The sequence below is a fragment of the Tautonia sociabilis genome, assembly GCF_003977685.1.
Classification (GTDB): Bacteria; Planctomycetota; Planctomycetia; order Isosphaerales; family Isosphaeraceae; genus Tautonia; species Tautonia sociabilis.
Map to the genome: position 1 here is coordinate 83,084 of NZ_RYZH01000022.1, position 22,771 is coordinate 105,854.

Sequence of the window (22,771 nt, forward strand, 5' to 3'; positions counted from 1 at the left end):
ATTGTGGGTGTGATCTTGCGCAACAGGAGCCTCACCGGCGGCGATTCGCGCCCTAGGGTTCCCTCGGGACGGGGATGTCGGGGGGCGACCGGGCGCGCGCGTCGGGCGCCGCCGAAGGCTGTCCGAGTCACCGTCGTCCGGCCGAAGCTCTGATGAAACTCCTGCTCGCAGAGGACGATCCGTACAGCTCGGCGCTGATCGTCGACGCCGTCCGCCGCCTCCGCTATGAGGTCGTCGTGGTCGACGATGGACTCGAGGCCGAGCACCGGCTCCTGGAGGACCGGTCGATCCGGCTGGTGATCTCCGACTGGGTGATGCCTGGCCTCGACGGGCTGGAGCTCTGCCGACGGCTTCGGGAATGGGCCGGGCCGTTCTACACGTACTTCATCCTCATTACCGCCCGCACCGGTCTCGACGCCCGGCTGGAGGGGTATCGCGCCGGCGTCGACGACTTCCTGACGAAGCCGCTCCATCTGGACGAGTTACTGGCCCGGGTCGAGATCGCCCGTCGCATCCTCGAGATGCAGGAGGGGCTGGTCCGCCGCTCCCTGGAGCTGGAAGCGTTGAAGCACGAGTTGGAGGAACGCAACGCCCGGCTGGCCGACATGGCGGTCACCGATGCCCTGACCGGCCTCCGAAACCGCCGCCACTTCCACCGGCTCTTCGAGTCCAACTTCCTGATGGCCGCCGAGTCCGGCTTGCCGTTGACGGTGATCCTGCTCGACGTGGACGGGTTCAAGCGCTACAACGACACCTTCGGCCATCCGGCCGGCGACGAGGTCCTGGTCGCGGTGGCCGAGGAGCTCCGACGAAACGTCCGGGACCGGGACCTGATTGCCCGGTACGGCGGCGAGGAGTTCGTGGTCCTGTTGCCCCGAGCCGGGGCGGCCGATGGGGTCGCGCTCGCCGAGCGGCTCCGCCAGTGCATCGCCGGCCGATCGTGGCCGGTCGATCCGATCACGGCCAGCTTCGGCGTCGCCACGCTCACCCCGGCGAGCCCGACCCCCTCGGCCTTGCTGGACCAGGCCGACCGGGCGCTCTACAGCTCGAAGCAGCGCGGCCGGAATTGCGTCACCCACTACCGGGACCTGGGGCCTCGTCCCGACCGATTGCCGGTGATCGCCGCCCCGGCCGGCGGTCCTGGATAGTCGGTCGTCGCCAGCGGAGGTCGGCTCTCCCCTCGGCGATCAGGCGGGACGCTCCAGGATGGCGATCACCTGGTCGGCCGCCGTGCCTGGGACCCGGATCGCGACGATCGAGTGCAGCCGCCACCCCTGCGCGGCGTGGGTGTTCAGCTCCGCCTCCAGGTCCTGGGGCTGGAAGCTCCCCGCATCGTGCCCTTCGTCGGATCGACCCAGGACCTTGTACTCCCGGAGCCCCCACTCCGGAGGCGGGGAGGAGGCCGGGGTCGTGTCGACGGCGGGAGCGTTCGCCGTCTCGGGTCGGGCCTCCGAAGGGGGGAAGGGAAGCCGGGCGATCATCCGAAGCTGCGTCGTCGACAGGTGGTCGACCTCGCTCGTTTCCAGCGAGGGGACCGGGACGAGGACCCCCTTGTCGCAAGACGGGCATCGGGCCCGCTTGCCGGCGGCCGAGTCGGGCGCCAGGAACGTCCGACCGCACGAGCAGGTCACGGTGATCGTCGGCGGGCTAGACATGATCGAAACCCGGGGGAAGGAGGGGACGCGAGGAATGGGATGCCTGAGGGTGCGATCAGGACTGGTAGCCTATCGCTTCCTCGATGGCCGTTCCAGTCGCCGGGGGAGGAATCCCTCGGGCCGGACCTCAGGATGGGGAAGGAACCGGGGATCGGGCCGTTGCCGCCCGCGTCCGGCTCGACTATGGTCGAGCGTCGAGGCCGTCCCGGTGCGAGCGGGGCCGGACGCCCCGCTCGTCACGTCGCCAGGATTCCGACAAGCCTTCGATCTACCGGAACCGACGATGAACACATTCCATCGGATCGCGCGTCCCCTGGCCTGGGCGACGGTCGCCCTGCTCTCTCCCCTGGTCAGCCCCGGGACGAGGGAGGTGTCGGCCCAGCAGGCCAACTCCCCCCCCTACCCGTCCCTCGGCACCGTGGAGGTCAAGGACCAGCGGCTTCGCTCCCTGATCCCCGAGGGGCAGTCGCTGGCGATCCTCGCCACCGGTTTCGAGTGGTCCGAAGGTCCCGTTTGGTGGCGGGAGAAGGGGGCCCTGCTGTTCTCCGACATCCCCCGCAACACCGTCTTCATGTGGACCGAGGACGGCGGCATTCAGACCTTCCTGAAGCCGAGCGGCTACACCGGCTCCGCCGCCTTCACCGGCCAGGAGCCCGGGTCCAACGGTCTCGTGTTCAGCCCCGATGGCGACCTGATCCTCTGCCAACATGGCGACCGCCGGGTGGCCCGACTCCAAGAGGACGGCACCTTCGAGACCCTCGCCGCCGAGTATCAGGGCAAGCGGCTGAATAGCCCCAATGACGCCGTGTTCAAGTCCGACGGATCGCTCTACTTCACCGACCCCCCCTATGGGCTGCCGGGAAACGTCGATGATCCGGCCAAGGAACTCGACTATCAGGGGGTCTACCGCCTCTCCCCCGACGGCGAGCTGACCCTGCTCACGAAGGAGATGAGCCGACCCAACGGCATCGGCTTCTCCCCCGACGAGAAGACGCTCTACGTCGCCAACTCCGACCCCGATCGCGCCATCTGGATGGCCTTTCCCGTGAAGGAGGACGGCACGATCGGTGAGGGGAAGGTCCTGGCCGACGTCACCGAGCTGGTCGGCAAGGAGCCCGGCCTCCCCGACGGTATGGCGGTCTCCCAGGACGGGACGATCTTCGCCACCGGCCCCGGGGGAGTGCTCGTCTTCTCCCCCGACGGCACCCACCTCGGCACCCTCAAGACCGGCGAGGCAACCGCCAACTGCACCTTCGGCGGCGAGGACGGCTCCACCCTCTTCGTCACCGCGGACATGCACCTGTGCCGGATCCCCACCAAGACCAGGGGACTGACCGCCGGCAAGTAGTCCCGGAAGTCTCCGATCTCGGCGACTTCGAGCCCCGGGATGCCCGTCGGGGACTCGGTTCCCCCTCGGGCTCGGATCGGGATCGGCTCGAGGAGCGAACCGGCCTCGAGTCGCTCGACCCGTCCGTCCGCGCCCCTCCTCCCCGCCGAGGAGCCTCGGCTTCGAGGGGGATCCGGAACCACGCCGCCCCGGCTTCGATTGGCGCCTCCGCCCCCCTCGGATATGCTCGATCCCGAACGGAGGCCCCCCGCCGCACCGACCCGATACGGAACGGAACCCCGCGCATGCTCGCCGCCAACCTCGACGCCCGGGCGTATCTCGACCGCGTCTGCCGGGAGATCCAGCGGATCGACGCCTCGCAGCTGGAGACGGTCGCCGACCTGATCGAGCGCTCCTATCACGCCGACCGCTTCGTCTTCGTCATCGGCAACGGCGGCTCGGCGGCCAACGCCTCGCACCTGTGCGAGGACCTCAACAAGTGCACCCTCCGCGACTTCGAGTCCCAGAAGCGCCTCAAGGTGCTCAGCCTCACGGATAACACCGCCGGCATCATGGCCTGGGCCAACGACGAGGGATACGACCGCGTGTTCCTCGAACAGCTGAAGACCTACGCCTCTCCCGGCGACCTCGTCCTCGCCATCTCCGGTTCGGGAAACAGCCCGAACATCCTCAAGGCCGTCGAGTGGGCCAACGCCCACGGCCTGATCACGGTCGGCATCACCGGCTTCGGCGGCGGCAAGCTCAAGGAGATCGCCCACCACAACCTGCACTGCCCGGTCGACGACATGGGGACCGCCGAGTCGCTGCACATGGTCGCCTTCCACTGGCTGATTGGCGATCTCTACCGGCGCATCTCCGGCCCGGCCGCCTCGGCCTGATCCGCCGGATCGAGGAGGGGATGGAGACCTCCCATGGCGAAGCCCCTGCTGCTCGGCGTCGAGATTGGCGGGACCAAGCTCCAGGCCGCGCTGGGGCACGGCGACGAAACCATCCTCCAGCAACGGCGAGCCACCGTCGACCTCGCCGCCGGCGCCGAGGGGATCCGGGCCCAGCTCCTCGAACTCGTCGACCACTGCTGCTGGTCGCTCAACCTGACCCGAACGGCGATTGAGGCCGTCGGCGTCGGCTTCGGAGGGCCGATCGACTCCTCCCGGGGTGTCATCACCACCTCGCACCACGTCCCCGGCTGGGATGGCTTTCCCCTGGCCGACTGGCTCCGCCGCGAACTCGGCGTCGAAGCCGTCTCGATCGAGAATGACGCCGATACCGCCGGCCTCGGCGAGGCTCGGTTCGGCGCCGGCAAGGGGAAGGATCCCTTGCTCTACGTCACCATTGGCAGCGGAGTCGGCGGAGGCCTGATCCTCGGCGGCCGCATCCACCGCGGCACCGGCCTCGGCGCCGCCGAGATCGGACACCTCTGGGTCACTCCGCCAGACGACAACGGGCTCGGAGGGCAGACCGTGGAGCAAGCGGCTTCCGGTTGGTCCATCGGCCGGTCCGCCCGGCAGGCGGTGGCGGAGAGTCTCCCCGACGCCGAGACGCTCTCCGACCTCGTCGACGGCGACCCCGAGCAAGTCTCGGCCGAAGTCGTCGCCATGGCCGCCGGCCTGGGGGACACCGCCTCGAAGGCGATCCTCGACCACGCGACCCGGTCGCTCGCCGCCGGGCTGGCGCACGCCGTCACGCTCCTCGGCCCCAGCCGGATCATCCTCGGAGGAGGCGTTTCGATGATCGGCGAGGACCTCTGGTTCGACCCGATCCGACGCCGGCTGAACCGCCTCGCCTTCCCTCCCTTCCTCGGCTCGTTCGACGTCGTGCCGGCCGCCCTGGGGGAGGCCGTCGTCCTGCTCGGGGGCCTCGCCCTGGCGAAGGACGCCTGGACGGCCGCCCGATCGGCCTCGTCGTGATCGGGGGCAGGAACGGATTCCGACCCGGAGGGACCGCCCCATGCGGATCGTCGACCTCGAAGTGCTGGTGCTCGGCACCTCCTGGCGCAACCTCACCTTCCTGAAGCTGACGACCGACAACGGCCTGGTCGGCCTCGGCGAGGCCCGCCTGACCAACCGGACCGAGGCGCTGCTGGCCTACCTCGACGCCGTCCGGGACCGCTACATCCTCGGCGTCGACCCGTTCGACACCGAGCGACTGGTCCGGACCATGATCGTCGGCGATCAGGGCCGCCCGGGAGAGGTCGTCACCACGGCGATCGCCCTGGTCGAGATGGCCTGCTGGGACCTGAAGGGGAAGGCGCTCGGCGTCCCCGTCTACCAGCTCCTGGGCGGGGCCGTGCGGGACTCGATCCCCGCCTACGCCAACGGCTGGTACCGCGTCGACCGCACTCCCGACGCCTTTGCCGAGGCGGCCCGGAAGGTCGCCTCCCTCGGCTACCGGGGACTGAAGCTCGACCCCTTCGGCACGATGCTCGGCTCCCTCTCCTCGCCCGAGCTGGCCGAGGTCGTTCGCCTCTGCGAGGCGGTCCGGGCCGCGGTCGGGCCCGAAGTCGACGTGTTCATCGATATGCACAGCCGGTTCGGCGTCGCCGACGCCATCCGGGTGATTCGGGCCCTGGAGCGCATCGACCCCGGGTGGGTCGAAGAACCGGTCGACCCGCTCGACGCCAACGGGCACCGCCGCGTGGCCGACGCCGTCGGCGTTCCCGTCGCCACCGGAGAGCGGCTCTACCACCGATCCGAGTTCCTCCCCTTCCTCGAACAACGAGCCTGCGCCATCCTCCAGCCCGACCTGACCCACTGCTGCGGCCTCGCCGAGGCGAAGGCGATCGCCAGCATGGCCGAGGCGTTCGGAATGCTCGTGGCCCCGCACAACGTCGCCGGCCCGGTGGCCATGGCCGCCAATCTCCACCTGGCCGCGACCCTGCCGAACCTCCGGATCATGGAAACCTTCAACGACTTCGAGGCCGATTCCCCCCTCCCCGGCCGTCCCCCCGGCAACCCAGTGCTCGCGGCCGCCTCGGGCTGCCCCGGCGTCGTCGACGGCGCGTTCGCCCTCCCCCGAGGGCCCGGCTGGGGAGTCGAACTGGACGAGGAGATCATCCGCTCCCTCCCGTTCCGGCCCGGGCACTTCAACATCTTTTCCCCGGACTGGCACAAGCGGCGGGCTCTCGGAGGAGCCACCGGATGAGGCAGTCGCACTCGTGTGGGCTCGCTCCGCTGCCCGAAGTTCGGGCACGGTGCCCACGCTTCCAACTGGCCTGTCCCCGAATCAACCGGCGTCCGGCCGAGGGCCTGGTCAGACGGCCGGGCACCTTCCCTGGAACGGGGTCCGGTTCCTCGGCGAATCGAGGGGCGGCCCGGCCCGACTCCTCGACGGGGGAACCGCCGTCCAAGTGGTTTCCGATCAATGGCTTGCGTCCCTTGCGTCGTTTCGCGTCCTCGTCCCGAACAATGGTCCCGAATTGGGTGTCACCCAGAAGGAGGAATGCGGTAGAATTCGTACGGAGCCGTGATTGGATGCATTCCTCGGATTTTTCGCTCCCGGCCCCCGGTTTGCGACTCAAGCAGGGAGGAGCCTGACACGACGACACGCAATCGCCCGTTCGGCTCTCGGAGAAGATTCTCATCGCGAATCTCCCGGCCCCCCCGAGCGGGCTTCCCGCTTCGGACGACCGCCGGGAGTGAGCCCGACCCGAGGATCGAGGATCGGAATCGAGCCGGGCAAACCCTTCGGGGCGTTCTATCGTCTACATTATCAGCGGGGCGTCCTCGGGCGCCACAACTGGCCAGGGATGGTCCTCATCTCCTCAGGGGAGGACTCGCCGATGCTCTCGACGAAGAAGCAATTATCCGATGTCCAACTCTGGCAGCGCAACCTCGCGTCGCTCATCCGCTCGGGATTGTTTGTCCGGGCCGACCTCGGCGAGTCGAACGGGCTGCATACCATCGTCGGGGTCTACGGCGACGGCTCCGTGTCGGCGCCAATGGCCAAGTACGCCGACTTTCGGAGGGCCGAGGACGCCCTCGAAATCATCCATCGGCTCGTTCAGTCCGGCCATTCGGCCGAGGTCAACTGACCGGACCGGGGGGTTCGTTCTCCCGGCCGATCGTTGCGGTCAACCCTGAATCCGTCCCAATCCATTCTGATCACTCCCACCGCCCGCGCCGGCCGATCATCTCGGCCGACGCGGGCGTTTTTTCTTCCCGGCGGGCGACGTCCCGCGGATCCCCCCGTCGGCCGCGCTCCGCAGCGGCCGGACCGGTCCCGTCGGCCGCTCCGTCGGCGACGACGCCCAGCCGATCTCGACCGCCGTCAGCGGCTCGACCGCCAGGCGAGACAACGCCTCCACGCCTAGCACCATGATGTCCCGCTCGCTCACCGTCCCGTGCGGAACGTGCGACCGAGGTTGGTCGTACTTGTCGTTCGCTCCGAACAGATGCATCAGCTCGTGCACGAAGGTGATCGGGTCCGCGAACGGCGGCCCGGACATCGGCGCCTCGAAGTCCTCCTCTTGCGCGTAGCAGACGGCGACGGCCACGCCCGGGATTCCGGTCGCATCGCTAGGCAAGGCGATCGACTTCCCCGCCCTCCGGACGTGGAGCAGCCAGACGATCTGATCGGCCTCGATCCGGCGGCCGATCCTCCCGATCAGGTCGACCGGGTCGGCGAAGCCCAGCGCCGCCGCTGTCCTCCCAAGGATCCCGAGGATCCGGGCCTCGGCGTCTGGGTCCGGCAGGCCCATCCCTCCCCAGTCATCCGGCCGGAAAATGGCGACCTCGCGATCGGCGTCCTCCTCCACGCTCGAGAAGTACGTATCCGCCAGGTCGACATTCACCGGGACCTGCCATCGGATCGCCTCCCGCTCGATCCACGCTCCGGCCCGCTTCAGCGCGCGGTGGGCTCCGACCAGCTCGTCATCGGACCACGGCTGGCCATCCCTGCCCACGAAGACCGAGACGATCGCCACTCGTCCCAGCAGGGGGGGGAACCTTCTCCCCCAGACCCGGAATCCCCGGGCCGGCGGCTCCTCCGCCAGCGGTCCCAGCGCCTCGAACGGTCGGAACTCCGGGGCCAGGGGGCCTTCGCCGGCGATCACCCCGAGCACCGGCACGATCCCGACCTCGCCGTCGGCTGGCCGGTTGTCTCTCGGGGCGCTGGAAGGGACCAGGACGCTCCCCTCCGCCGATCCGACAGCATTCCCCTCCGAATCGACCTCGGAGGTCCTCCGGAACGTCGCGAACAGGGCCCACAGCCCCCCCCCCGCCGCTCCGGCCCCAAGCCAAGCCCACACCCCCGCCCCCAACCGGCTCGAGACGATCCCGACTCCCAGGGCGAGGCTCGCCCCGGCGACCCAGGTTCCCGCCCTTCTCCCCAACGTGCGCGACATCCCCGGCTCCTCGACCCCTCCCTCGATCCGGTCGGCCGCTTCCGATGATGATTCTAACCGAGCCGAGATCGCCACGATCGCCCCGCGTCCCGGCGAAACCGGTTGTTCGATGACCTCGTGACCTCGGCCGCCCTTGCCGGGAAGGCCCCGGATCGCTACAGTGTCCTATTCGATTCGGCACCCGCCTTGCAGGGTCTTTTTCGCGATCTTCGGGGCACCGGCGGTTCCGGATCCGTACACCGAGCGAGGAGAGCGAACCCCGAAATGTACGTCCCCAAGAAGCTGTTCTTCACCAAGGGTGTCGGCGTCCATCGCGAGAAGCTCTCAAGCTTCGAGCTGGCTCTGCGGGATGCCCGGATCGCCTATTACAACCTCGTCCGGGTGTCGAGCATCTTCCCGCCCAACTGCGAGGAGATCTCCATCGACGAGGGCCTGGAGCAGCTCCAGCCCGGCCAGATCGTGCACTGCGTGATGAGCGAGTGCGCCACCGCCGAGCCCAACCGCCTGTGCGCCGCCAGCGTCGGCGTGGCCATCCCTCGAGATCGCAACCGCTTCGGATACCTCTCCGAGCACCACGCCTACGGCCAGAGCGAGCGGATCGCCTCGGATTATGCCGAGGACCTCGCCGCCGAGATGCTGGCCACCGTGCTCGGCGTCGAGTTCGACCCCGACAGCTCCTGGGACGAGAAGCGAGAGATCTGGAGAATCGCCGACGTGATCTACCAGACCAAGGAGATCACCGCCACCGCCGTCGGCAACGCCCGGGGCCACTGGACCACCGTGGTGGCGGCGGCCATCCTCCTGCCCTGAGCCCGGCCCCTTCAGCCGCTTTTCCCCTCACCCGCGCCTCGCTTGGCGCACGCCCCGGGATCACCGATGGCCGACGACTTCCTCCGCAAGATCAGCCGCCACCGCATCGCCCCGCCCGCCGTCACCGGCGACGTTTCCGCCGCCGATCTGATTGATGGAGCGATGATCAGCTACAACGGCGGCCGGCTTCGTGAGCTCTGCCAGGTCTTCACGAGGAAGATGCTGGAACCCGAGTGCACCGTCGGCCTGACGATCTCCGGGGCGCTGACCCCCGCCGGCCTGGGCATGAGCTGCCTGATCCCGCTGCTCAAGGCCGGCTTCGTCGACTGGATCGTCTCCACCGGGGCCAATCTGTACCACGATACCCACTACGCCCTGGATCTGCCCCTGCACCAGAGCCTTCCCGGACTGGATGATTTCAAGCTTCGGGAACATGATATTATTCGCATTTACGATATCGTTTTCGATTACAAAACGCTGCTTGACACCGACGCATTTTACCGAGAGCTGCTCGCCTCCGACGCCTTCTCTCGGAGCATGAGCACCGCCGAGTTCCATTACGAGGTCGGCAAGTACCTGCACGCCCGCTCCTCCGCCTTGGGCGGGACCCCGGGCAACAGCCTGCTCGCCGCGGCCTTCCAGGCCGGCGTGCCGATCTACACCTCCAGCCCCGGCGACAGCTCCATCGGGATGAACGCCGCCGAACGCTCCCTGGCCGGCGGCTCCTTGCAGCTCGATACGCTCAAGGACGTGAACGAAACCGCCGCCATCGTCTACGACGCCAAGCGCTCCGGCGGCTCGTCCGGGGTCCTGATCCTCGGCGGCGGCAGCCCGAAGAACTTCATCCTCCAGACCGAGCCGCAAATCCAGGAGGTCCTGGGCCTGGAAGAGTCGGGGCACGACTACTTCCTCCAGATCACCGACGCCCGAGCCGACACGGGCGGCCTCTCCGGTGCCACCCCGCACGAGGCGATGACCTGGGGCAAAGTCGACCCCGATCGGCTGCCCGACGCGGTGGTTTGCTATACGGATAGCACCATTGCACTGCCGTTGCTGACCGCCTACGCCCTCGCCCGACGCGAGCCCCGGCCCTTGAAGCGGCTCTACGATCGCCGCGAGGCGATGTTTGATCAGCTGAAGAACGCCTACCACGATCGCGTCTCCCGAGGCCTTCCCACCGGCCTCGCCAGTCGGGAAAAGCAGAAGACCAAGGGGCCGAACGAGCAACCCTCTCGTGATCCCAGCTACCCCGATACGGTCGATCGCGCTCGATGACCTCGACGCTCCGGCTCTGGCCGAGGCAGCCGTTCTGCTCCGCTCTGGCGGCCTCGTCGCCTTTCCGACCGAAACGGTCTACGGCCTTGGCGCCGACGCGACCAATCCGGCCGCCGTCTCCCGCATCTTCGCCGCCAAGGGCCGGCCGCCGACCAACCCGCTGATTGTCCACGCCGACGGCATCGACCTCGCCCGACGCTGCGTCGCCGAGTGGCCCAAGTCCGCCGACCTCCTCGCCCGACGCTTCTGGCCTGGCCCGCTGACGCTCGTGCTCCCCCGCTCCCGGATCATCCCCGACGTCGTCACCGGGGGCCGAGCGACGGTCGGCGTCCGGGTCCCCGCCGTCGCCGAGGCCCGGGCCCTGATCGCCCGAGTCGGCCGTCCCCTGGCCGCTCCCAGCGCCAACCGATCGAACGGAATCTCCCCCACCCGGGCCGAGCACGTCTCCCAGGACCTCAACGGCCGGATCGACCTGATCCTGGACGCGGGCCCCACCGCCGTCGGCCTCGAATCGACCGTGCTCGATCTCACGAGCGATCCCCCCCGGATCCTCCGCCCGGGGCCGATCACGGCAGACGAGATCGCGGAGGCACTGGGCTTCCCGGTCCTGCCCTCCTCCCCGACCGTCGCGATCGCCTCCCCCGGCCCGGCCGCGGCCAGTCCCGGCCTGATGGCCGTCCACTACGCCCCAAGGACCCCGGCCATCCGCATCGAGCCAGGAGAGTCGCCCCCCCCTTCCCCGACGGGGGCCCTCCTCGCGGTGATCGTCGTCGGCGGAGAGCCGAGGGACCTCTCGGAGCTCGAACCCTGCCTCCGGATCGATCTCCCCGACCCGGTTGCCGCCTCGAAATCCCTCTACGACGCCCTGCACCGCTGCGACTCTTCGGAAGCCGATCGGATCCTCATCCGAATGCCTCCCGACCTCCCGCCCTGGGTCGCGATCAGGGACCGCCTCCGGAGGGCGACCGCACCGGCCGAACCCGGCCGAGCTCCTGGAATCCGGTATGATCGAGAGGACCCCCGCTCCTATCGCTGAAGCGACGGTCGGGGGACGATTGCCTCCCGTGGTCTGCCCCCTCGACCCGCTCGACCCGAGGTCGGGGGGCGATCCCCCCTCGAGGCCCCTCGATCGGAGGCCGGGCAATGAGCCGAAACGACGAGAAGCGGCAACTCCGGGAAACCAAGCGCGAGCTGAAGCGAGCCGGCCACAAGAAGGTCCGAGCCCGGGCCAAGCACTTGCTCGACGTCTCCCCCGAGGACGCTCACCTCGGCGAGGACTCCTACGGCCGCTACTCCACCGCCCACCTCAACGGGATGGACCGAGACGCCACCCGTCGGCCTCGCCACCGGCCCGGAGTCGACGGGTCGGCCGACCCTCCGGAACTCGACCAGACGAGCTCTCCCCGGTCGCCCTCCCCGTCACCGGGCCTCCCGCTCCACGAGCTCCCCTAGCTCCTCGGAGATCCGCTCCACCCCAAATCCAGGACAGTTTCTCATCGAGCGTGGCGAGAAAACCGCCGAGGCGCCGCGTCGGGCGATTCGTCCCTCAGCGTAATCGATTGTCTTCGAGTGTCTTACGGCAAAGCGCCTCGTGGGCACGCTCTTTGCCCGAAGCAGGATCGGTCCCCGGAGGTCCATCCGATCGGGAGTGCCGGCCGGGTGGCCCGCGTCTTGGGTTCTCGCGGATCGCCTTGCCGGTGGTCATCACCGTCCTCGGCAGGCGGATCACCCGGCTCCTCCCGCCGCATCCTAGACGAATCCTCGCATGAGGCAGGAACCGATGAACATGCAATCGCGTCGATCGTTTCTGGCCCAGGGGCTTGGGGCTGCCGGCCTCGTGCTCGGTCTTCCCCGGCTCGGGAGGGCCTCGGCGCAGTCCGCCGACGCTAGTATCGCCAGGGCGGTCGAGTTCCTCCGAACCCGGCAGGCAGACGACGGCAGTTGGTCGGGAGAGCGGAACGAACCCGGCATCACCGGCCTGGTCGTCGCGGCGCTGCTGAAGTCGGGCCGAATGACGCCGCTGGACCCGGTCGTCTCGAAGGGCCTGGCCTACCTCGAGCAGTTCGTCGACCCCGCCGGCGGCTTTCCCGGCACCTCTCACGCCAACTACACCACGGCGATCGCCATCATGGCCTTCCACGAGGCCAACCGAGACGGCCGCTACGACGCGATCGTCAAGGGGGGCCAGGACTTCCTCAAGACCAAGCAGTGGGACGAGGGGGAAGGGAGGCATCCCGACGACGTCTTCTACGGCGGAGCCGGCTACGGCGGCCGGAGCGATCGGCCCGACCTCTCGAACACCGCCTTCATGGTCGAGGCCCTTCGGGAGACCGGCCTTCCCGCCGACGACCCCGCCTTGCAGAAGGCCCTTATTTTTGTCTCCCGGAGCCAGAACCTGGACAGCGAGTTCAACGATCAGCCCTGGGCCGAGAAGGTCAACGACGGCGGCTTCATCTACACTCCGGCCAACGGAGGCTCCAGCCTGGCCGGTGAGGCGCCCGGCGGCGGCCTCCGTTCGTACGGCGGCATGACCTACGCCGGCTTCAAGAGCCTCGTCTACGCCGGACTGACCCGGGATGACCCCCGAGTGAAGGCCGCGCTGGAGTACATCCGGGCCCACTACACGGTCGAGGAGAACCCCGGACTCGGCCAGGTCGGGCTGTACTACTACTACCAGGCGATGGCCAAGGCGCTGGCCGCTTTCGGAGAGCCGACCATCGTCGATTCCCAGGGGGTTTCCCACGACTGGCGAGCCGACCTGACCGCCGCCCTCGTCAAGCGCCAGGGGCCTCGAGGCGAGTGGGTCAACCCTGCCGACCGCTTCATGGAGGGGGATCCAAACCTCGTCACCGCCTACGGCATCCTTGCCCTGGCCAGCGTGCGAGCCTCGGGCTGACCTCCGCTCCGGCACGACCGGAGCCCCGGTCCGGGCGCTCTGGACTCCGGAAGGGACCGGAGAGGGCACCCGGATGCGGGCTTTCGGGAGCGATCGCCCCGGCCCACAACGACGAAGGCCCCCGGCGCCTCCCTGTCGGGGGAGCCGGGGGCCGTTGCGATCCGCCCGCGAGGGAGTCGGAGTCGGCCGGCGGCGCTCAGAGCCCGTTGCCGAACTCGGCGTCTCGGTCGGCCGGGGTGGCGGGACGGCCCTCGGGCCTCGGAGCGACATGCGGGCCCCGGAAGACGGGCTGGCCGCCTCGGGCGTGCTGGGTGTGGCTGCGGAGCGGTCCGCGGCGGAGCGGCGGGCCCTGAGGGGCCGAAGCGGCGGGAGCGGAGGTCTCGTAGGGGTTGGCGGCGGGGACGACGTCGTAATCGTCGTCGAAGTCGTCGTAGCGGCAGACGTAACCCGGCAGCTTGGAGCGCTCCAGCTCCTCGGCGTAGGAAGCGAGCACGGCGGCCTGGATCTTCTCTCGGCAAGCCGAGTTGATCGGGTGCGCGATGTCGGCGTGCAGCTTGGCGCGGCCGTCGGCGTCGCGGAGGGCGCGGTTCTCGTCCAGGCGGGCCCCGCACTGGTTGCAGAAGCGCGACCGCAGGTGGTTCTTCGTACCGCAGTGGTGGCAGCGGTCGGTCAGCTTTCGGCTCGGCATGGCCACGAAGAAGCCCTTGGCTCCCTCGATGATCTTCAGGTCCCGAATGACGAACATGTCGTCAAACGTGATGCTGCAGAAGGCCTGAAGCCGCTCGTTGCTGCCGGAGTTGTCCTCCATGAGCTTGATGCGCACTTCGGTGATTTCCACGGCCGTACTCCTTTACGCGGGGTGGGTATCTGGCTCAGGGGCCGCATCGGACGACCCGGATCGTCCCGATCTCGAGGTCGCCGAGCCGTTGGGCGGCGTCGAGCGCCGCCTCGCGGTCGCGGGCGAGGCCGAAGTAGGCCGAGCCGCTGCCGCTCAAGAGGTGACCGTCCAGTGAAGGACCCAGGTCGATCAGGGCCGATCGGACCCGGCCCAATGCCGGCTCGATCCGCTCGGCCACCGGTTGCAGCCGGTTGAACAGGCGCCTCCCCAACCGGGCCGGGTCGCCGCTCAAGAAGGCGTCGATCGCCGGCCCGATCGGCTCGGGCCGCTCCGGCGGGGTCAGCCCGGCGTAGACGTCCGGCGTGCGGACTCCCACTGGCGGGCAGACCAAGACGGCGTGGAAATCGATCGGGGATGATTCCGGGTCCAGACTCAACGGCTCCACGCGCTCGCCCCGGCCGCGGCAGACAGCCGCCGGGGTGTCCAGGAAGAAGCTCACATCGCTGCCGATCTGGCCGGCCAGCTCGCGGAGCCGGTCGGCCGGGGTGTTCAGCTCCCAGAGGCGATCCAGCGCCGCCAGCGTAGCCGCCGCGTCGCTCGAACCGCCGCCCAGGCCCGCCTGCGCCGGAATCGCCTTGCTCAGCGCGATCCGGGCCCCCAGGCGGCTCACGCCCTCCGGCCCCGCCTCGCGACGCAGCAACTCGGCCGCCTTCACCACGAGGTTCTCCGGGCCGGTCGGCAGGGCCGGATCGTCGCATTTCAGCGCGATCCGGCCCGAGTCGTCGGCCTCGAAGGACAGCGTGTCGTGAAGATCGATGGCGACCATCAACGTCTCGAGCTCGTGGTAGCCGTCCGGACGCTTGCCCAGGACTTCCAGGAAGAGATTCAGCTTCGCCGGCGCGAGGACCTGCACGCCTCCGGCGATGGGACGGATGACCATTGGGCCGTACCCCGGGTGTCGACGCCCCTCCGAGCGTCGGGAAGTCTCGTCGCGGGGATCGTCTCCGCCGTCATCGGCCGCCCGTGGGACGGCCGATTCGAGACGTCGGGGCCGGGGCGGTTGCCGCCCCCGGTCGTCCCGTCCCGTTCGGCGGCCGTTCTATACCGATCCCCGGAACCCCGCAATATAGAAAAAATACAATCTCGGAATCGGGATCGGGCCGGCGACGGAAAATCTGACAATCCGCCGGTCCACTCCGAAACGACCGGCCGAGTTCCGCCTCGATCGGCCCGCCTGGCCGAGCGGCAGGGGAGCGATTGCCACCGATCGCGCCTGAGCTCGGCGACCAGCGTGCGGGAGCCGAGCCGCCTCCTCTCGTCCGGCCCGAACCCGGCCGTTCTCCTCAACGAACCGATCACCCCAGGAGAACCGGGCGATGGGAGGTGGTTGCGAAACGGGCGAACCGTCAGCGTTCCGGACCGCCGAGTCGTTCCGCCTGGCGACGAACCCGGGAGGCCTCGTCCCGGCGGTTCATCCGCTCGTAGCAGGTGGCCAATCCTTCGGCGGCCTCGAAGAACGGCTTGTTCCCCGGTAGGGTTCTCGGCAGCCGGACGGCGACCGACTTCGGCAAGGCGCGCTCGACCAGCTCGAAGGCGTAGCCGAAATGCCCCCGGGCCAGGTTGTAGTCCTGGGATTCCTCCAGCGCGATTTTCCCGAGCGCGACGTGAATCCAGAGGTTGTCGCCGCAGCCCTCGAGCGCGAACCTCAGCGCCTCAATGGCCCCCTCGGGGTCGCCCGCCTTCCAGAGTTCCATCCCTTCCTCATAGTCCCCTCGGCGCTGGAGCACGCAGCGGGGGTGAACCAGCTCGAAGTCCTTCGAGTTCGGGAGTTGGCTCAAACCAATCGCGGGCCGACGAGGCCCGACCTCCCCCGGCTGTCGACCAGAATCCAGGCCGGAGAGCCGATCACCGTTGCCTCGATGCTCACCCATGAACCGCCTCCTGGAGATCGCCCGCCTCGGGACCAGAGCTGCCGCGCCGTCTCGTCTTCCCGACATCCTACCGCCCGATCCCCCGGAGTGACAGGGACCCGGTTCCACCCGGCTGTCATTCTGGCAGCATGGATTCCCCCCCCCAGCCGAGGAGTCCACAACTCAAGGTCTTTGTCCATTGGAACTTTCGCCGTGTGCACCCGATCGGCACGCCTCATGCTAGGGGAGCCGCGACGTCTCGGGCCGAGCGATCGGCCGGCATCCGTTCGACGGCGCTAGTCCGGGGGTCATTGGGCCATGTCGACCTCGGTGCAGGAGCCCGAACAGTTCACGTTTCGGGCCGAGATCACCCAGCTGCTCCACCTGCTCGCGCACTCCCTCTACCAGAGCCGGGAGATCGCGCTCCGGGAGCTGATTTCCAACGCCTCCGATGCCCTCGACAAGATGCGCTTCGTCGCGCTCACCAACGAAGCGTATCGCGACGCCGCCGAGGGCCTGAAGATCACCCTCGAAGGCCGGGACGACTCCCGGGACCTGGTGGTCCGAGACAACGGCATTGGCATGACGCATGACGAGTTGGTCGAGAACCTCGGCACGATCGCCCGCAGCGGCTCGCTGGAGTTCCTCAAGAGCCTAGGAGAGGCCCGGGACAAGGCCGACCTGTCGCTCATCGGCCAGTTCGGCGTCGGCTTCTATTCGAGCTTCATGCTGGCCGACCACGTCACCGTCCGGACCCGCAGCTACCGGGACGATCACGGGTGGGAGTGGCGCTCCGACGGCACCGGACGCTTCGAAATCCGGCCCATCGACAAGCAAGACCGAGGGACCGAGGTCATCCTCCACCTCAAGGAGGACGTCAAGGATTTGACCAAGGACTACCGCCTCAAGGGGGTGGTCCGCACCTACTCCCGCTTCATCCCCCACCCGATCACGATCGGGGAGGAGGTTGTCAACGACGTCAGGCCGATCTGGGTCGAGCCCAAGGCCCAGGTCACTAACGAGCAGCACGCCCAGTTCTACCAGCACCTGGCCCACCGGGCCGACGAGAAACCCCTCTGGCACCTGCACCTGGCGGTCGATTCCCCGATCCAGTTCCGCTCCGTTCTGTACTGCCCGCGCACCAACCTGGAACGTCTTGGCTTCGGCCGCACCGAGCACGGCCTCAACCTGCTGGCCCGCCGTGTCCTGGTACAGAGCGATTGCCGGGAGCTGCTCCCCGACTTCCTCCGCTTCCTCTACGGCCTGGTCGACAGCGAGGACCTCCCCCTGAACGTCTCCCGGGAGACGCTCCAGGACAACACCGTCATCCGTCGCATCCGCAATGCCCTGGTCAAAGCCGTCTTCGACCGCCTGGAGAAGCTCGCGACGGACGACCCCGACGCCTTCCGCACCTTCGGCGAGCAGTTCGGCCCGATCCTGAAGGAAGGGGTCATCGCCGACGTCGAGCACCGCGAGCGCATCGCCTCGCTGCTCCGCTTCGCCTCCTCCCGAGACGAGTCGGGCAAGGAGACGACCTCCTTGAAGGACTACCTCTCCCGGATGCAGGCCGACCAGAAGGCGATCTACTACCTCGGCGGCCCCGACCTCTCCGCGATTCGCAAGAGCCCCAACCTCGAGATCTTCCGCCGGCGGGGGGTCGAGGTGCTGTTTCTGACCGACCCGATCGACGAGTTCGTCATGGCCTCCCTCGGCCGGTTCGACGGCAAGGACCTGAAGTCGATCGACGCCGCCGACGTCGACCTTCCCTCCCCGAAGATCGAGACTCCTCCGGCCGAGTCCGGCCTCGCCGGGTTCTCCCGAGTGCTGGAACTCTTCCGCTCCGCCCTCGGCGACCGAGTGACCGAGGTCCGAGAATCGAAGCGGCTGACCGACGCTCCCTGCTGCCTCGTCAACGCCGCCGGAGGCTTCAGCACCCAGATGCAGCGCATTCTCCGCCAGGCCAACCGCGACTTCCCCGCCGTGGGCCGAATCCTGGAGGTCAACCCCGACGCTCCCCTCATCCGTCGCCTCGCCGAGCTTTCGGCCAACCCCGCCAACGATTCCTTCATCTCCACCTGCGGCCTCCAGCTCTGGTCCAACGCCCTGGCCCTGGAGGGCTCCCTGGCCGACCCCGAGGAGATGGTCCCCCGCGTCCAGGAGTTCATGGAACAGGCGGCCGCCGCCAGGTCCTCGATCATTCAATGATCGGCCCGGCCGGCTCGGGTCCGGACGAACCGTCGGCTCCCTCCGTTCCCGATCCTCGGAAATCGGGAACGACCGCCGAGGGAGGCCTCGACCCGGGGAAGGCTTCTTCCCCAGGCGGGAGGTTCACTTCGCCTCCCCGGCGTCTTTCCTCGCTCGTATGATGGGAACGCCGAGACGCGAAGGTCCTCCAGAGCCCGCCACCGTGGCCGGCTCCGGGGGCGCGACGGCCCCAGGGAATCGGGGATGAATCGGGTTCTGCTGCTGGTGATTGGCCTGACGGCGAGCAACGTCTTCATGACGGTCGCCTGGTACGGACACCTCAAGCACTTCAAGGGGAGACCCTGGCTGATCGCCGCCGTGGTCAGCTGGCTCATCGCGTTCTTCGAGTACCTCATCCAGGTCCCGAGCAACCGGGTCGGCAGCGAGGTGCTCAACGTCGGCCAGTTGAAGATCATCCAGGAGGTGATCACGCTGAGCGTGTTCGTCCCCTTCGCGCTGCTCTACCTCGGCGAGCCGATCCGGCTCAATTACCTTTGGGCCGGGTGCTGTTTGCTCGGCGCCGTCTATTTCATCTTCCGAGGCTGACGGCCGCGGTCGGCCCGTCGGTGATCCGGTGCGGATGTCGTCTCATGGGCCTGATCCTGCTCCTCGCCGGCCTCTCGGCCCCGCCCACCCCGGTCGTCGAGGGGCCCGAGCCGATCCGAGTCGTCGTTCCGTTGAACCAGGAGGGCGAGGTCGACGTGGCCGAGCTGGTGGCCGTCCTCGCTCGGGAGAGCGGCCTGACCAGCCCCGACGGCGAAAACCTGATCCCCTCCCGGACAATCACCCTGCCCGTCACCGGCCTGCCCGGGGCGCTGACGAGAACGGTCCTCGAGGAGACCCTCGGGCCGGGCCTTCGTCTCGAGGTCCGGGAGAAAACGCTGGAGCTGGCCCTCTCCGGCCCTCCCGACAAGCTCCCTGATCGGATCCGGGCGTTCGCCTCACGCGCCCGGTCGGCGCTCGACCGTCGGCAGCGCCACGGCTTCTTCGTCCGCCCGTCCTATGCTCCCAACGACCCGGGCCGGCCGACAGTCTGCCTGGTGCATGGGATCAATTCCAGTTCCGGCTCGTTCGTCCATCTGATTCCCGAGCTGGAGCAGGCGGGCTACGGTGTGGTCGTGTATGACTACCCCTTCAACCGCGACCTGGACGAAACGGCGCCCGCCTTCGTTGACCACTGGCTCGCCTTCCGACAGCGAACCGGAGACGCCCGACCCTGGGCGGTCCTCTGCCACTCGATGGGGGCGTTGCTCGCGAGGACCTACGTCGAGGGCCCCCGGTACCGGGGGGACGTCGCCGCGATGATCCTCATCGGCCCGCCGAACCGGGGCTCGGCGATCGCCCGGGCCCAGGGCGTGATCCAGTGGATCGAGGGGCTCAACACCGCGCAAGACCCCCGGGGCCGAGCCCTGGCCGAGCTTGGCGACGGCATCGGCGAGGCCGCCGAGGACCTCAGCCCCGGCAGCGCCTTCCTCGATCGGCTCTCCCGATCCCGCCCCCCGGCGGGTGTCCCCTACTTCATCCTTGCCGGCGACGTCGGTTTTCTCTCCAGGGAGACAAGGGCCCGGATCGAGGCGCAGTACCGCCTCCTGCGGCGCCGGGCCGGCCTGCTGGGCGGGCTGGCCGACGCCGCCATCGGCGACCTGCCCGCCGTCCTCGAGGTCCTGGCCGACGGGACCGGAGACGGCGCCGTGGCCGTCTCCTCGACCCAACTCGACGGTGCCGACGAACACGTCGTCATCCACGCCAATCACGTCGAGCTGATTCGGGGGCCCCTCTTCTTCCCGGAGCCCGGCCCGGTCGCCTGCGCTCCCATCGTCCTCCGATGGCTCGGCCAGACGCTCCCGGCGACTCCCCCGGGCGCATCGGACTGATCGCTCTCGGCGGGCCGGCCGAGGGCGATCGAGGAGGGCTTGGGAGGCGGTCCCCCTTCGAGTAAGCTGGGGCGGCCTCGATCGGAAGGGCCCGGGCCCACCCCTCTCCCCACCCGGGCTCCCGGCTCATCACACCCGCCACCGACCTCGACCGCCGCGCCCGCAGGAGTTGCCCCATGTCCTCCTCCGAAGGAGCCGTCGCCGTCGCGCCCCCCCCGACGAGGAGGGGACACCCGCCCGGCCTCTATGTCCTCTTCGGGGCCGAGATGTGGGAACGCTTCAGCTACTACGGGATGAGGGCGCTGCTGGTCCTCTATCTGACCAACCATCTGGGGGTCGACCGCACCTCGGCGCTGGACGTCTACGCCACCTACACCGGCCTGGTCTACCTGACGCCGTTCCTCGGCGGCCTGATGGCCGACCGCTACCTCGGCCAGCGCAAGGCGGTCCTCATCGGCGGCATCCTCATGGCCCTGGGCCACTTCGCGATGGCCTTCGAGCCGCTGCTGAACGTCGCCCTCGGGCTGCTGATCCTCGGCAACGGGTTCTTCAAGCCGAACATCTCGACGATGGTCGGCCAGCTCTACCCGCAGGGGGATCCGAGGAGAGACGGCGCCTACACCATCTTCTACATGGGGATCAACCTCGGCGCCTTCGTCGCCCCGCTGGCGTGCGGCTACCTGGGCGAGAGCCCCAAGTACGGCTGGCACTATGGGTTCGGGCTGGCCGGCGTGGGCATGGTGCTCGGGCTGCTGAACTTCGCCCTGTTCCAGAAGACGCTCGGGCACGCCGGGTTCCCTCCCGGCCGGCATGCCGAGGGTCAGCGGATCACGGCGAGGGACTGGTTCCACGTGGTCCTCCTCTCGGCGATCGGCGTGGGAGGGGTGGTCGTGGCGGTCCTGGCCATCCCCGCCGTCAACGCCGTGCTCCCCGCCGGAGCGGCGAAGTCGGCCTTGCTCACCCTCTTCGTGCTGCTCGCCGGGGCCTTCGGCTCCGTGATCGCCTTCACCAGCCGGTCGCTTGGCGTCGTCGCCCCTTCGGACGGCCCAATCGCCCGCCCCCGCCTCGGAGACGTCGCCAATGTGGTCGAGCCCGGCAGGGACATGGCCGATCCCGCCGGTACTCAGACCCCCCCCGCTCCGCGAACCGACGACGACGACGACGACGAGGACCCAAGCTCCCCCTTCACGTCAGCCCAGTGGCAGCGGATTTTCGTCGCCCTGATCATCTCCGCCTTCTCGATCTTCTTTTGGGCCGGCTTCGAGCAGTCCGGCGGCACGCTGAACCTCTTCGCCGACACCTTGACGGAACGCGCCGTCCCCCCGACGCTGCAAGGCCTGACCGGCGGCGAGGAGATCCCGGCCTCCTGGTTCCAGTCGATCAACCCCCTGCTGATCCTCATCCTGGCCATTCCGTTCTCAATCCTCTGGACGACACTCGACCGCACCCGGTTCTCGATCAACTCCGCCGCCAAGTTCGGCCTGGGCCTGATCCTGCTCGGCGCGGGGATGGCGGTGATGTTCGCCGCGGAGTCCAACGCCTCGGAAGAGAACAAGGCCAGCCCGCTCTGGCTGGTCCTCGTTTACTTCCTGTTCACGAGCGGCGAGCTTTGCCTTTCTCCCATCGGCCTCTCGCTGATCAACAAGCTCGCGCCGGCCCGGGTGGCCTCGTTGATGATGGCCCTCTGGTTCGTCTGCACCGCGGCGGCGAACTACCTGGCCGGCAAGATGGAATCCATCGTCGGCGAGGGGACCGACCTTTGGCGGTTCCTCTTCCTCTTCGCGGTCATCCCCGGCGTCGTCCTTCTGGTGATCAATCCCCTGCTGAAAAAGATGGCTCACGGCCGCATCTGACCCGAAGGCCTGTCCCCCCGACGTCCGGGGCCCTCAGCGCCCCGGCGTCGGGCCAGAATCACCGGATCGGTCGTTAGGGCCGATCCTCTCAGAAAGGCGATCAGACTTCCGTCCTCCGATCCCGACCACGGGCGTCCGCTTCCGACTCGACTTCCTCCCGATCGACCCAGGACCTCGCCCCGCGACGACTTCTCCCATGATGCGGTCCGATTCCCAGCGCTGGCGATCGTTCCTTCCGCGCTCGGCGATGGGCCCGGCGGAGCTTGACCCTGGATGCACCATTGCTCGCGACTGGGCCGAGGCTCCTCGCACCGGCTTGTTCCGACAAAACGCCGCCCGCTCCCCGTTCTCCAAAACGGAACGAAGCCACCGTTCCGCGCGGAGCGAACCCAACGAACTCGCGAAACCATTGACGAGAATCGGACTTCCGTCAATCCATCCCAGCGCACCAAGCAGCGCACCTCGAGGATCCGACGACCCTCGGATGCACCATCGCGAGTCCCCGGGCCGAGGTTCCTCGCACCGGCTTGTTCCGACAAAACGCCGCTCGCTCCCCGTTCCCCAAGACGGAACGAAGCCATCGTTCCGCGCGGAGCGAACCCATCTATGAGAGGGGGACTGTCAAGCTGCCGGTGCAGGTTCGGTGGGCTCGGGGCCCCGGCACCTCCCCCTCGCCGTCGGCGTCGGTCGGCCTGCCCGTCCCAGACCACGCCCACCAGCGATGCGG

At 68.8% G+C, this 22,771-nt stretch carries 20 protein-coding genes; 15 read left to right on the forward strand and 5 right to left on the reverse strand.

The genetic code is table 11. The annotated features are described in order from the left end of the window. Window positions 1–152: 152 nt before the first annotated feature. Window positions 153–1,148: a GGDEF domain-containing response regulator gene (locus tag TsocGM_RS12720; protein WP_126725751.1), complete on the forward strand. Its 996-nt coding sequence runs from the start codon at window positions 153–155 to the stop codon at window positions 1,146–1,148. 39 nt (window positions 1,149–1,187) lie between these two features. On the opposite strand, the gene TsocGM_RS12725 is transcribed toward TsocGM_RS12720, so the two are convergent. Then, on the reverse strand, window positions 1,188–1,655 hold the full coding sequence (locus TsocGM_RS12725) for a DUF4177 domain-containing protein (protein ID WP_126725752.1): 468 nt from the start codon (window positions 1,653–1,655) through the stop codon (window positions 1,188–1,190). A 283-nt stretch (window positions 1,656–1,938) separates the two neighbouring features. On the opposite strand from TsocGM_RS12725, the gene TsocGM_RS12730 reads away from it, so the two are divergent. From TsocGM_RS12730 to TsocGM_RS12750, 5 genes are all read left to right on the forward strand, one after another. Continuing rightward, on the forward strand, window positions 1,939–3,003 hold the full coding sequence (locus TsocGM_RS12730) for an SMP-30/gluconolactonase/LRE family protein (RefSeq protein WP_126725753.1): 1,065 nt from the start codon (window positions 1,939–1,941) through the stop codon (window positions 3,001–3,003). A gap of 284 nt (window positions 3,004–3,287) precedes the next feature. Further along, complete coding sequence (locus TsocGM_RS12735; protein ID WP_126725754.1) at window positions 3,288–3,881, forward strand: SIS domain-containing protein; 594 nt, start codon at window positions 3,288–3,290, stop codon at window positions 3,879–3,881. 33 nt (window positions 3,882–3,914) lie between these two features. Then, a complete protein-coding gene (locus TsocGM_RS12740; RefSeq protein ID WP_126725755.1) occupies window positions 3,915–4,910 on the forward strand; it encodes an ROK family protein in 996 nt (331 codons plus the stop codon). 40 nt (window positions 4,911–4,950) lie between these two features. Further along, window positions 4,951–6,144 (forward strand): mandelate racemase/muconate lactonizing enzyme family protein, encoded by a 1,194-nt coding sequence (locus tag TsocGM_RS12745; RefSeq protein WP_126725756.1) that lies wholly within the window; start codon window positions 4,951–4,953, stop codon window positions 6,142–6,144. A gap of 637 nt (window positions 6,145–6,781) precedes the next feature. Beyond that, window positions 6,782–7,033, forward strand: a complete 252-nt coding sequence (locus TsocGM_RS12750; protein WP_126725757.1) for a hypothetical protein — start codon at window positions 6,782–6,784, stop codon at window positions 7,031–7,033. Between the two features lie 96 nt (window positions 7,034–7,129). Here the strand turns inward: TsocGM_RS12750 and TsocGM_RS26015 are convergent, their stop codons facing one another. Further along, window positions 7,130–8,344, reverse strand: coding sequence for a hypothetical protein (locus TsocGM_RS26015; protein ID WP_158633526.1), 1,215 nt, complete (start codon window positions 8,342–8,344; stop codon window positions 7,130–7,132). Window positions 8,345–8,608: 264 nt separating this feature from the next. On the opposite strand from TsocGM_RS26015, the gene TsocGM_RS12760 reads away from it, so the two are divergent. The 5 genes from TsocGM_RS12760 to TsocGM_RS12780 all read left to right on the forward strand — a co-directional run bounded on the left by TsocGM_RS12760 (window position 8,609) and on the right by TsocGM_RS12780 (window position 13,325). Beyond that, entirely contained in the window at window positions 8,609–9,154 is a 546-nt protein-coding gene (locus TsocGM_RS12760; RefSeq protein WP_126725759.1) for a pyruvoyl-dependent arginine decarboxylase, read from the forward strand. A gap of 66 nt (window positions 9,155–9,220) precedes the next feature. After that, entirely contained in the window at window positions 9,221–10,429 is a 1,209-nt protein-coding gene (locus TsocGM_RS12765) for a homospermidine biosynthesis protein (RefSeq protein WP_126725760.1), read from the forward strand. Continuing rightward, window positions 10,389–11,465 (forward strand): L-threonylcarbamoyladenylate synthase, encoded by a 1,077-nt coding sequence (locus tag TsocGM_RS12770; RefSeq protein WP_126725761.1) that lies wholly within the window; start codon window positions 10,389–10,391, stop codon window positions 11,463–11,465. The genes TsocGM_RS12765 and TsocGM_RS12770 overlap by 41 nt, the downstream gene beginning before the upstream one ends. Window positions 11,466–11,572: 107 nt before the next feature. Continuing rightward, a complete protein-coding gene (locus TsocGM_RS26495) occupies window positions 11,573–11,881 on the forward strand; it encodes a hypothetical protein (RefSeq protein ID WP_199756773.1) in 309 nt (102 codons plus the stop codon). A gap of 334 nt (window positions 11,882–12,215) precedes the next feature. Then, a complete protein-coding gene (locus TsocGM_RS12780) occupies window positions 12,216–13,325 on the forward strand; it encodes a prenyltransferase/squalene oxidase repeat-containing protein (protein ID WP_233578810.1) in 1,110 nt (369 codons plus the stop codon). A 196-nt stretch (window positions 13,326–13,521) separates the two neighbouring features. On the opposite strand, the gene TsocGM_RS12785 is transcribed toward TsocGM_RS12780, so the two are convergent. The 3 genes from TsocGM_RS12785 to TsocGM_RS12795 all read right to left on the reverse strand — a co-directional run bounded on the left by TsocGM_RS12785 (window position 13,522) and on the right by TsocGM_RS12795 (window position 16,094). Further along, the gene (locus TsocGM_RS12785) at window positions 13,522–14,163 is read right to left on the reverse strand and encodes a SpoVG family protein (protein WP_126725763.1); all 642 of its coding nucleotides are present in this window, start codon (window positions 14,161–14,163) and stop codon (window positions 13,522–13,524) included. A gap of 34 nt (window positions 14,164–14,197) precedes the next feature. Continuing rightward, window positions 14,198–15,103 carry a 4-(cytidine 5'-diphospho)-2-C-methyl-D-erythritol kinase gene (gene ispE, locus TsocGM_RS12790; RefSeq protein WP_126725764.1) on the reverse strand — a complete coding sequence of 302 codons (906 nt, stop codon included), beginning with the start codon at window positions 15,101–15,103 and terminating at the stop codon, window positions 14,198–14,200. Between the two features lie 466 nt (window positions 15,104–15,569). Then, window positions 15,570–16,094 (reverse strand): tetratricopeptide repeat protein, encoded by a 525-nt coding sequence (locus tag TsocGM_RS12795; protein WP_126725765.1) that lies wholly within the window; start codon window positions 16,092–16,094, stop codon window positions 15,570–15,572. A gap of 297 nt (window positions 16,095–16,391) precedes the next feature. Here TsocGM_RS12795 and htpG point away from each other — a divergent pair, with 297 nt between their 5' ends. The 4 genes from htpG to TsocGM_RS12815 all read left to right on the forward strand — a co-directional run bounded on the left by htpG (window position 16,392) and on the right by TsocGM_RS12815 (window position 22,044). After that, window positions 16,392–18,278 carry a molecular chaperone HtpG gene (gene htpG, locus TsocGM_RS12800; RefSeq protein ID WP_126725766.1) on the forward strand — a complete coding sequence of 629 codons (1,887 nt, stop codon included), beginning with the start codon at window positions 16,392–16,394 and terminating at the stop codon, window positions 18,276–18,278. Window positions 18,279–18,521: 243 nt separating this feature from the next. Beyond that, a complete protein-coding gene (locus TsocGM_RS12805) occupies window positions 18,522–18,863 on the forward strand; it encodes a DMT family protein (RefSeq protein WP_126725767.1) in 342 nt (113 codons plus the stop codon). A 44-nt stretch (window positions 18,864–18,907) separates the two neighbouring features. Beyond that, window positions 18,908–20,191 (forward strand): esterase/lipase family protein, encoded by a 1,284-nt coding sequence (locus TsocGM_RS12810; RefSeq protein WP_126725768.1) that lies wholly within the window; start codon window positions 18,908–18,910, stop codon window positions 20,189–20,191. Between the two features lie 176 nt (window positions 20,192–20,367). After that, window positions 20,368–22,044 (forward strand): peptide MFS transporter, encoded by a 1,677-nt coding sequence (locus TsocGM_RS12815; RefSeq protein WP_126725769.1) that lies wholly within the window; start codon window positions 20,368–20,370, stop codon window positions 22,042–22,044. Window positions 22,045–22,771 lie beyond the last annotated feature (727 nt).